This is a genomic window from uncultured Erythrobacter sp., from assembly GCF_947499705.1.
Classification (GTDB): Bacteria; Pseudomonadota; Alphaproteobacteria; order Sphingomonadales; family Sphingomonadaceae; genus Erythrobacter.
In genome coordinates this window covers 2,651,176-2,661,304 of record NZ_CANMPJ010000001.1, presented here as the reverse complement: position 1 = coordinate 2,661,304, position 10,129 = coordinate 2,651,176, and the positions used below count along the sequence as shown (strand labels likewise).

13 protein-coding genes are annotated in these 10,129 nt (G+C 60.2%); 4 read left to right on the top strand and 9 right to left on the bottom strand.

All coding sequences use genetic code 11. The features are described 5' to 3' along the window. Position 1 precedes the first annotated feature (1 nt). From Q0837_RS12475 to ispG, 4 genes are read right to left on the bottom strand one after another with little or no spacing between them, the layout of a single operon-like run. Positions 2–535, bottom strand: a complete 534-nt coding sequence (locus Q0837_RS12475; RefSeq protein WP_298469557.1) for a TIGR02281 family clan AA aspartic protease — start codon at positions 533–535, stop codon at positions 2–4. Between the two features lie 33 nt (positions 536–568). Further along, positions 569–1,462, bottom strand: coding sequence for a histone deacetylase (locus tag Q0837_RS12470; protein ID WP_298469554.1), 894 nt, complete (start codon positions 1,460–1,462; stop codon positions 569–571). A 32-nt stretch (positions 1,463–1,494) separates the two neighbouring features. Next, positions 1,495–2,007: a thioredoxin family protein gene (locus Q0837_RS12465; RefSeq protein WP_298469551.1), complete on the bottom strand. Its 513-nt coding sequence runs from the start codon at positions 2,005–2,007 to the stop codon at positions 1,495–1,497. Beyond that, the gene (gene ispG, locus Q0837_RS12460) at positions 2,004–3,149 is read right to left on the bottom strand and encodes a flavodoxin-dependent (E)-4-hydroxy-3-methylbut-2-enyl-diphosphate synthase (RefSeq protein WP_298469549.1); all 1,146 of its coding nucleotides are present in this window, start codon (positions 3,147–3,149) and stop codon (positions 2,004–2,006) included. The genes Q0837_RS12465 and ispG overlap by 4 nt, the downstream gene beginning before the upstream one ends. Before the next feature lie 233 nt (positions 3,150–3,382). On the opposite strand from ispG, the gene Q0837_RS12455 reads away from it, so the two are divergent. Continuing rightward, positions 3,383–4,159, top strand: coding sequence for a hypothetical protein (locus Q0837_RS12455; protein ID WP_298469547.1), 777 nt, complete (start codon positions 3,383–3,385; stop codon positions 4,157–4,159). On the opposite strand, the gene Q0837_RS12450 is transcribed toward Q0837_RS12455, so the two are convergent. From Q0837_RS12450 to Q0837_RS12435, 4 genes are all read right to left on the bottom strand, one after another. Beyond that, positions 4,107–4,760, bottom strand: a complete 654-nt coding sequence (locus Q0837_RS12450; protein ID WP_298469545.1) for a DUF1109 domain-containing protein — start codon at positions 4,758–4,760, stop codon at positions 4,107–4,109. The genes Q0837_RS12455 and Q0837_RS12450 overlap by 53 nt on opposite strands. Before the next feature lies 1 nt (position 4,761). Continuing rightward, positions 4,762–5,292 (bottom strand): sigma-70 family RNA polymerase sigma factor, encoded by a 531-nt coding sequence (locus tag Q0837_RS12445; protein ID WP_298469542.1) that lies wholly within the window; start codon positions 5,290–5,292, stop codon positions 4,762–4,764. Between the two features lie 11 nt (positions 5,293–5,303). Further along, positions 5,304–5,777, bottom strand: a complete 474-nt coding sequence (locus tag Q0837_RS12440) for a DoxX family protein (RefSeq protein ID WP_298469540.1) — start codon at positions 5,775–5,777, stop codon at positions 5,304–5,306. A gap of 72 nt (positions 5,778–5,849) precedes the next feature. Beyond that, positions 5,850–6,131 (bottom strand): DUF2282 domain-containing protein, encoded by a 282-nt coding sequence (locus Q0837_RS12435; RefSeq protein ID WP_298469538.1) that lies wholly within the window; start codon positions 6,129–6,131, stop codon positions 5,850–5,852. Positions 6,132–6,508: 377 nt separating this feature from the next. Between Q0837_RS12435 and Q0837_RS12430 the strand changes: the two genes are divergently transcribed. Genes Q0837_RS12430 through Q0837_RS12420 form a run of 3 tightly spaced genes read left to right on the top strand, consistent with a single transcriptional unit; the run spans position 6,509 to position 9,144 of the window. Beyond that, a complete protein-coding gene (locus Q0837_RS12430; RefSeq protein ID WP_298469905.1) occupies positions 6,509–7,372 on the top strand; it encodes a DUF692 domain-containing protein in 864 nt (287 codons plus the stop codon). After that, on the top strand, positions 7,369–8,160 hold the full coding sequence (locus tag Q0837_RS12425; protein ID WP_298469536.1) for a DNA-binding domain-containing protein: 792 nt from the start codon (positions 7,369–7,371) through the stop codon (positions 8,158–8,160). The genes Q0837_RS12430 and Q0837_RS12425 overlap by 4 nt, the downstream gene beginning before the upstream one ends. Positions 8,161–8,205: 45 nt before the next feature. Beyond that, positions 8,206–9,144, top strand: a complete 939-nt coding sequence (locus Q0837_RS12420) for an alpha/beta hydrolase (RefSeq protein WP_298469534.1) — start codon at positions 8,206–8,208, stop codon at positions 9,142–9,144. Here Q0837_RS12420 and Q0837_RS12415 read toward each other — a convergent pair. After that, positions 9,141–10,088: an SDR family NAD(P)-dependent oxidoreductase gene (locus Q0837_RS12415; protein WP_298469531.1), complete on the bottom strand. Its 948-nt coding sequence runs from the start codon at positions 10,086–10,088 to the stop codon at positions 9,141–9,143. The genes Q0837_RS12420 and Q0837_RS12415 overlap by 4 nt on opposite strands. Positions 10,089–10,129: the final 41 nt, after the last annotated feature.

Genomic DNA, 10,129 nt, shown 5'->3' with positions numbered 1-10,129 from the left:
CCTAGCTGCCGCTCATGACCATCTGGTTGTTGGCGATTTCAACCGCGTCTAGCTGCGACAGGTAAGACTGACCGAGCAGTGAGACGCCGAGCCCTTGCGGGATGATCACTGCCGAGACGTTGCGGCGGGTGATCCCGCCAATCTCGACCTCGTTCAGCCGCGTGTTCACGCCGTAGACCGCGCCGTTCGCGCCTTGGCCAATATGGCCGACTTGTGCATCGTCCCACTGAATGCCAATCGCGGCCGCATCGCTACCGGTCAGCGCAATCACGCTCGCCCCTGTATCGACCATCATCCGCACCGGCACGCCGTCGACATGCGTCGATGCATAGAAATGCCCGTCCGATTGCCGCTGCAAGGTGTGGTCGCCTGCATACCATTCCGAACCAGCGACGGAGTTCGATCCATTGCTGCCCGCAGAGCGCGGGACGTAGCCGCCCGATCCGTCTTCGCTTTCGCTATCGGACGAGGACGGCACGACCAGCGCCGTGAAGCCGAATACGGCAGCGACAAACAGGATGGTGCGTCCGATCATGCGGCATTGGTACGACGGGAAGCTTAAGGCACCCTAAAGAGCAGTCGAAATGCTTGAAAACGCGGTATTTTGATCCGCCATTGCAAGCATGGAGCGAGCGTGGCGCTCGGCAACTTCGCGTTGGTCGTCACCATATCCGCCGCCCAATGCCGAGGCGATGGGGAGCCCGCGCTGGCGCACTTGCGACACCACGAAACGGTCGCGATCCGTGAGGCCTTCGTCCGACAGCGAGAGCCGCCCGAGCTTGTCATTCGAATGTGGGTCGACGCCCGCCTGGTAGAACACGAAATCGGGCTTGAACCCGTCGAGTGTCTTGGGAATGTGGTTGTTCAATACGGTCATATAGCCCGCATCGGTGGTCCCGTCAGGCAGCCCGATATCGATATTCGAGCGCGCTTTGCGCACCGGGAAGTTCTTCTCGGCATGGACAGAGAAGGTGGAGATATCTTCGCGAGCAGCCGTAAGGCTGGCGGTGCCGTCGCCCTGATGCACGTCGAGGTCGATGATCAGGATGCGCCGCGCGTGTCCCTCTGCGATCAGCCGGTTGGATGCGACCGCGAGATCGTTGAACACGCAATACCCCGCGCCGGTATCGGCAAGCGCATGGTGGCTCCCGGCGGCTGAGTTGGCGGCATAGCCGTGCTGCATCGCCAGCTGCGCGGCGAGCCATGTGCCGCCATTGGTGTGACGGACCCGGTCGCGAATACGCTCGGTAACGGGAAAGCCGATCCGGCGTTCCTTCTCACGCGGAACGTCGGCGCGGAACACCTCGTCGACATAGGCCGGATCATGCACCGCTTCGAGCCAGTCGCGCGGCATCGGCTCCGGAGCGTGTTCGGTAATCGCCGCGCCGCTTTCCCGGAGTGCCTCCATCACGAGGTAGTATTTGTCGAACTTGAACGTCCCGCGCTCAGGACGAGGAGCCATATAGTCAGCGTGATGGACGACGTGGAGCAGGGTTAGACAGCCTTGTCGGCGAGCGTCTGAAGCTCTGAAAAAATTGCGTCCTCTTCTCGGCTCGCTGTATCGCGCCAGGTCGTCGCCGTGTCGGCATTCACCAACTCACCCTGAGCGGTCAGCACCAGTAGATTCGGCGTGCCCGGCAACTCATCCAGCCCGAACCGCTCAGCGATCTGAAGATTATGCCCGTCATCCTGCTGCGGCATGCCGATATTGACGAAGACCAGCTCGTATTTGTCATCGATCAGCGTCTGAAACCGCTCGGTCGCCAGCCATCCGGCCAGCGCGCGGCTGTCGTGGCACCAGTTGGCACCCATCACCACCATTACGCGCTTGCCGTTCTCCGCCGCGCGGGCCAGCGCCGCGTCGACATCCGCTGAGGCATCGTCGGACACCGCATAAGACCGCGCTTCGGGATAATCGTGACCGCCGCCCGCAACCTTGCTGGCAACGGTTGCGCACCCCGCCAGCAGAAGTGCGGCGAACACGCCGGAAAACAGCGCCTTGATCATTCAGCCGCTTCTGCGGCTCGCGCGTGTGGATCGAACGCCACTTCGTCGCCCGCTTCGATCTTCGCGGCCTTCTCTTCGACCAGCTTTACGATGTGATTGAGCATATCCTCATCCTCGATCGCGTGCGCTTTCATGCCGGAGAGGTAGACCATGTGCTTGCCATTGCCGCCGCCTGTCAGGCCGATATCGGTTTCGCGCGCTTCGCCCGGGCCGTTTACGACGCATCCCAGCACCGACAGGCTCATCGGCGTCTTGATGTGTTCGAGGCGTTTTTCGAGCGTTTCAACCGTGCGGATCACGTCGAAGCCCTGCCGCGAGCAGCTGGGGCATGACACCACGCGCACGCCGCGCGTGCGCAGGCCCAAAGCCTTCAGCATTTCGTAGCCGACCTTGACCTCTTCCTCCGGCTCAGCGGAGAGCGAGACGCGGATCGTATCGCCGATCCCGGCCCACAGCAGGCTTCCCATGCCGATGGAGGATTTCACCGTCCCGCCGATCAATCCGCCCGCTTCGGTAATGCCGAGATGCAGCGGGCAATCGACCGTTTCTGCAAGACCATGATAGGCGGCGACTGCGAGAAACACGTCACTGGCTTTCACCGCGACCTTGAAGTCGTGGAAGTCGTGATCCTGCAGCAATTTGATATGATCGAGCGCGCTTTCGATAAGCGCTTCGGGGCAGGGCTCGCCATATTTCTCGAGCAGATCTTTCTCGAGGCTCCCGGCGTTTACGCCGATCCGGATCGCGCAGCCATTGGCTTTCGCCGCGCGCACCACTTCGGCAACGCGATCGGACGATCCGATATTGCCGGGATTGATGCGCAGACACGCTGCGCCGCCATCGGCGGCTTCCAATGCGCGTTTGTAATGAAAATGGATGTCAGCGACGACCGGGATGTTCGCGGCCCGCGTAATGAGCGGGAAGGCTGCAGTCGCTTCCTCGGTCGGGCAGGACACACGGATAATGTCGCACCCAACCTCTTCGCAGCGACGGATCTGATCGATCGTCGCCGCCGCATCTTCGGTCGGGGTGTTGGTCATCGTCTGCACGGTGATCGGCGCATCGCCGCCCACCGGCACATCGCCGACCATAATCTGGCGGCATTCGCGCCGCTCAATATCGCGCCAAGGTCTTATGGACATGTGCCGCATATAGGCCCGCGTGGATGAAGGGGCAATGACGTCGAATATCCGACGAATGGTGCAGCTCGGCCTTCTTTGGCCCCAAGCGAACGGAAACGTTTGGATGGCGATTGTCGCAATGCGAGACGGTTTGGATTTTTGGTTCGGTTTATCAGGTCGGGTCAGCGATTTATGACCGAATGAAGATGCATAATTGACGTCTATGTCACGCTGAGAGGGGGCAGAATCGGAAGATGAGGGATATTCGCAGCATTATCACCCTCTTCGCTGAATTGGCGCAATCACCTGCGACGATTCGCGCCGCGCTCCTGATCCTCCCATATGCCGGTGTGCTCATCGGACTGGATGTGGCCGCGCATTATGGCTCGCTTACCGATGCACTGCTCCCAGTTCAGTTCTATCTCGCTTCGGACAGGTCGTTTGGCGAGTTCCTGGAATACGGTCTTACCGGTGCCGTGGCCGTGATGACATTTCTCCTTTGGCACAGTGAGCGAACGACCGTTTATCTTGCGAACTCGGTGCTGTTCGCGTTCCTAACGGTCGACAATTGGATCGAGCTGCATGAGCAGTTCGGGCAAGCCGCAGGCCCCACATTGGGCATGATCGAGGGTATCCCTGTTGAAGGCTCGCACCTTGCAGAGGCGTCGCTGATGATCGGTGTCGGGGTCTTCTGGGCCGCGGCGTTGGCATTGGGCCTAAGGGCTGCGAAAGGTCAGGCGGTTGTGTTCAACCTGGCTCTTGCGGGCTGTGTTATCGGAGCCGCAATGTTCGGCGTGGTGATCGATCTGCTGGTCGTCTGGGGAGAGCAGGGGAAGGTCTTCCACGCGATCCTGACCTTCGTCGAGGACGCAGGCGAGTTCGCGATGATCATCCTCGCACTCCTGCTCACCGTCGGCTTTTTTGATCGCGAATGGCGGCAGAGGTCCTCTGCCGCCAACATCGCGCAACGTGCCGAACTTACCAGCGGATCAGCGGGGGAACCACGATCCGTCCAACCACTGCTCCGATAGCTACCGGAGCAACGTGCCACAGGCCGACATGCGAGAAAGTGTCGAGCGGGCAGGTAATTCCATAAGCCAGCGTTCCAAGCGATCCCGCCGCAAGACCGGCGAGCCAGCCCGAACGTTCGAGTGAGACCGGAGCGCCGCGGCGCAGGAACATCACGGCGGCCACCAGAACCAGCGCGCCTGCCGAAAGCGAAGCGGTGGTGCACATAAAGGCTACCGGATCATTGAGACCTTCGCGAGCATGGTTGCCGTGTCCCGAAAGCAGGCTCGCAATCGCACCCAAAGGCAGGATGCCCAGCATGATCGCGCTCCAGAGCGGCCCATTGGCACGCGCGCCGACCCTTGGGAGAGCACCGCTCACAAGCGCCGCCGTGCTGGCTGCACCCAGCACGAGTAAGAGCCCGTGGGTGATCAGAAAATAGCCCGAGGCTTCGCCGGTAAGCAGACCATTCCACCATTCGAAAATGGCGATCGACGCGACTGTCGCAACGACAGTGGCAAAGGCGATCAGCATGATCCCGTCGACCGGCTTGACGCGCTTCACAGGCGTCAGGTCCTCGGTCAGGGCCGCGATCAGATCTTCTCGGTTGTTGAACTTTTCCATATCAATCAGCTTTCTCAACCATGGTGGCCAGTTTCTTGAGGCCGCGATGGATATTCACTTTCACCAGGCTTTCGCTTTGCCCGGTCTTATCTGCGGCCTCTCGGATTGAGAGGCCTTCGATCTTCACCATTTCGATGACCTCGGCCTGCTTGTCGGGCAATTGTCCGAACAAGCGATCGAGGCTGACACGGGCGAGGACAACTTCTTCTTCGCTGTCCTCTACCGCGTCGTCTTCCATCAGTTCCTTGCTATCGTGCTTGTAGACCTTGCGCAGGTGATCGACCCAGCGATACCGCGCGATGGCTGCAAGCCATGGCAGGAACGGGCGCGAGGGATCCCACGTTGCCCGCTTTGTATAAAACGCAATCAGCACTTCCTGAACCAGATCGTCGATCTGGTGCGGTGGCAGGCGGCGGCGAAAATACCGCTCCAGCCACACTCCCACCTCTGACAGCAACACATTGGTGGCGGCTTTGTCGCCTTCCTGTGTTGCCGCCATGAGGCGGGCGAAGGTGGGTTCGTCGGCTACCATTGCTCTGGCATTTAGGCCGTTTTGGAACCCGAGATCCGTTCGAGCACACGATCGAGCCCGAACAGTCCACCACCGCGGCTGATCAAAATCAGCGCCAGGGCGATCGGAGTAATGGCCCAGCCCCAGAAGTGATCCGCTGTCGGGAACACAAAGAACTGGATCGTCAGCGCCATCATCATGAGAGCGACAGCCGAAAACCGTGTGAACAGGCCGACGAACAACAGGATCGGGAATGCAAATTCCGCATAAGTTGCCATCGGCACGGCAATGTCGGTCGGGATTGGCAGGCCAGAAAATTCATTCTCGAAGATGAAATACTGGGTTTCATCGATTTCCAGCCAGGTCCCTTCGACCACCTTGGTTTTGTACGAGCGCCAGAACACCAGCGCTAACGCGATGCGGGCGAACAACAGACCAACGCTTTCCATAAAGCTGCCGGACAAAAATCCGACCAATCGTTGGTACATTGAAACGATGCTGCTCATTGTATTCCTCCAAATCTCGAATTCGGTGCGCCCGGTTCTAGCCTGACGGGCGCCCGAACCTTTTTCCGCGCCTTAGCGCTTGATGGGTTTCAGTGATCCTTTGCCCTTAGGCGTCTTGATCTTCACGCAGGTGCCCTTGTCGACATACGTCCAGGCGTTGCCCTGGTAATCGCGGGTCGAGGTGCCGGCACAGCTTGTGCCTGGGCCTGCGGCGCAATCGTTCTTGCCTGCTTTGGAAACGCCGTAGCATTTCTCTTTGGCGCCTTGGGCCACAACCGGAGTGGTAGCGAGGCCGGCGGCGATGCCTGCGGTAAGGGCGAGGCCAGCGAAGTTAGCGATCGTCTTGGCGTTCATGATGTTTCTCCTAACTCTAAACTCTTGGGGCGTCCGGCATTTGTACCGGAACTGACCTGCTGTTCGCCGTCCGAACGCTGGTGGTTACATTTTTTTGAACAAAATCCTTTCGGCTCACGATTGTTGGCCTCTCTGTAACGCTGTGCGGTCGGTCAGCGAACACCTCCCATGAACGCATTTGCACTGCCTAGGCGGTGCGCGTGCGTGAGACAATCTTTGCGAACGGCGCTGTGCGGCTCTGGCCGCGGATCGCTTAGGCAGTCTGGCGAGACGACATGGACATTGTTCCTGAACCTGACCCCTTGGATGGGCATGACCGTGATAATCCCGCCAGACTGCCGTCCAAGATCGCGCAGACTTCTGCTATGGAGCCCCCGATGACGCAGCAGCATGACGATATTCAGCCGTTTGGCGGCTTCGGCCTTGGCCTTAGGCGCACGCATTATGAGGACTTTGTCGAAACCGACGTGCCGGTCGATTTCGTGGAAGTGATCTCCGAAAATTACATGATCGACGGCGGGCGGCAGCTGCGCATTCTGGAGCAGGTGCGCGCAAAGCACCCCGTGATCATCCACGGCGTCTCGATGTCGATTGGATCGGCGGGGGGCCTTGATGCGGACTATCTCGCGAAACTGAAGCGGTTGGAGCGGCGCATCGACCCCCTCTGGGTATCGGATCACCTGTGCTGGACTCGTACGAGTGCACATAACAGCCACGATCTGCTTCCAATGCCGCTCACACAAGAGGGACTTGCGGCAGTGTGCGCCAATATCGATCAGGCGCAGGAGACGCTGGGCCGGGCGATGCTGTTCGAGAACCCGTCGAGCTATCTCACCTTCCCGGAAGACGAACTGAGCGAGTGGGAGTTTCTAACCGAGATGACCCGGCGCACGGGCTGTTACCTGCTGCTCGACGTCAACAACATCTATGTCAGCGCGGCCAATCATGGGTTCTCGGCGGATGAGTATCTCGCAGGTTTGCCGCTGGACCGCGTGCGGCAGATCCATTTGGCTGGGCATGACCCAGCGACGTCCGAGCGCGCAGTGATCATCGACACGCATGACCGCGAAGTCGCGGACGGCGTCTGGGCACTCTATGCCAAGGCGATGGCCATGATGCCGCAGCCGGTCGCGACCATGATCGAGCGCGACGACCACATTCCGCCGCTGCCGGAGCTGCTTGCTGAGCTGGACCGTGCGCGCGGCATCGCCAGTGACTCAAGAGCGCTTGAACCGGCATGACCGAAGAGACGCTAGCCGAGCGGCAGGCCACTTTCATGCGCGCAATCCTTGATGAAGGCGCGCCTTTGCCCAGCGGCTGGGGCAATTCTCAGGCAGCTGGCATGGCGGTCTATCGCGGCAATTACCGCTCCGCCTTGATGGATGCGCTTGCAAACACCTTTGAACGCACCGCGCGTTATGTGGGTGAAGGTGCCTTCAAACAGGCGAGCGCGCATCATGCCATCACCCATCCGCCATCAGGCTGGACGATCGATGAGGCCGGAAAAGGCTTCGAGACGACCTGCGCCGAATTGTTTGGCGACAATCCCGAAGTTGCCGAGATCGCATGGCTGGAATGGGCGATGCTGGAGGTCTCGACCGGTGCCGAGACTTCGCCACTCGATCCCGCCGGGTTTGGCGCGGCAACGGCGGAATTCGGTGATGAAGACTGGATGCAATTGAAGATCGAATTGCAGCCGCGTGCAGGGGCACGGCTGGTCGAGAATAACCTCACAGCGCTCTGGAATGCGCTCGAAGAAGACGGTCAGGATCGCCCTGATCCTCGCTTGCCCGAGCCGCAAGGCTGCCTTGTCTGGCGTGAAGGCGAGCGGCCCACTTTTATGCTGGTCGAACCGGACAATGCCCGCGCCTTTTCCGCAATGCAGGACGATGCAGGCTACGGTGAGATCATCGAATTGCTTGCTGGTGATGAACCCAGCGAAGAGAGCGTTCAGGACGCGGCGATGCGCGCCGGTTCGTATCTTGGCCACTGGCTGCAAGAAGGATTGATCACCGGCCTCAAAGCTTGACTCCGCGCCGCGCTCCGTCAGGTTCGCGGGCAAGGAGAAACGCCAATGCTGACCGACACATCCATCGAACTACGCAGTGCCAAGCCGAGCATAATGCTGCGTGCGGTCACCTGGCTGATGAGCAAGCGCACGCCGGTCTTCCCGCATGCTGCCTCGGATTTCCGCGACTATATGGCCGCGCGCGATCTGCCCAAAGACGCGCCAATGCCTGCCAAATTCGAACAGAGATTCCGCGTTGAGCATTGGGAGGCTGCGGGCCAGCCTGTAGTGACGCTACATCCCAAGAGCGGCGCGGCAGAATGGCAAATGCTCTATTTTCACGGTGGCGGGTTTGTGCTTCCGATGTTCAAGGAGCACTGGCCGCTAGCCGCCGAGATGGTCGAGCAATGCGGGGTGAGTATTACTGTGCCGCTCTACGAAGTGGTGCCCGAGAGTTCGTACGCGGTGCAGGACGCCATCGCCGATGCCGCCTTCGCAAAACTTGCCGGGGACCACGATCCGGCGAAGATCATCTTGAATGGCGATAGCGCGGGCGGGCACATGGCGCTGAGCCTCGCCTTGCGGCTGGCGCGGGCAGGCGGACCGCAACCGGGCAAACTTGCCCTGTTCGCACCATGGCTCGATGTGACGATGCAGGACGAGGCGATCCGTGCGGTCGAACCGCACGACATCATGCTCAAGATCGGAACCTTGCGTTCCTGCGGCGCAATGTTCGCAGGCGACCGCGATCCGGCCAGCGCCGAATGCAGCCCGCTCTACACCTCAGCGGAGGACTTGGCGCTGCTTCCGCCAACCCGGATATGGACAGGGCGCCATGACCTTTTCATCATTGATTCCCGCACCTTTACCGGCAAGCTGCGCGGCGCCGGGGTTGATGCGAAGCTCTACGAATACGAAGCTGCGCCGCACGTGTTTATGGCGGTGACGCCCACGCGCGAGTCCAAGGATACGCTCAAGCTGCTGCGGGAATTCCTCGCTAACTAGGCGAACTTTTCGCCCACCATCTCCTCACTGATGACCCAGAGCCTGTCGGCGCTGGCCTTGTCGAGAGCATAGCTGCGTACGCCTTTGTTCGACGATTCATCGTCGATCTGGGCGACGCCGCAATCCTCGCAATAGACGCCGCCTTTGCCTTCGACATCTTCAGCGGTTGCCGCCCAGACCGATGTCGCCGCGCCCTGCGGAATCGACTTCCATTCGAAGCTTGGGTCGGAGGTCGTTACGCGCTGAACGAGTGCCTCGGCCTGTTCCTCGCTCAGGTGGCGACCCAGATTGGTGTCGATACCACCGGGATGCACGGCGTAGGCATGGATGCCTTTGGCTGCGAAGCGATCCTCCAACCCGACCGAGAACAACACATTGGCCGTCTTCGACTGGCCATAGCTTAGCCAAGGTTCGTAAGCAGCGTTTTCGAAGTTGGGGTCATCGAGATTGGCTGGAGCGATGAAATGCCCGCGGCTCGACAGGTTGACGATGCGCTTGTCGCTGCCCGCCTCGACCAACGGCATGAGCTGGCGCGTCAGTTCGAAATGGCCGACATGGTTGGTGCCGAACTGCATTTCGAACCCTTCGGTGGTCTGAGTTAGCGGGCAGGCCATTACACCCGCATTGTTGATCAGGATGTCGATCTTTTCGAAGCGCTCACGCGCCTCTGCGCCGCACGACCGCACAGCTTCCAGCGAAGAAAGATCGCATATGATCGTTTCGACATTGGCCTCTGGATGATCGGCCTTGATCGCAGCCACCGCTTCGTCGAGCTTGCCCTGGCTGCGGCCTGACAGCACGACATGCGCGCCTTTGGCAGCCATCGCGCGCCCGGTCTCCTGACCAAGCCCGGAATTCCCGCCGGTCACGAACACGGTCTTGCCGGTCAGATCCTTGCCTTCAAGGACCTCATCTGTGGTCGATCCCCAGCCAAATTCGCTCATGTTCCTCAGTCCTTCCGACATGGTTTTCTTGGCAGTAGCTT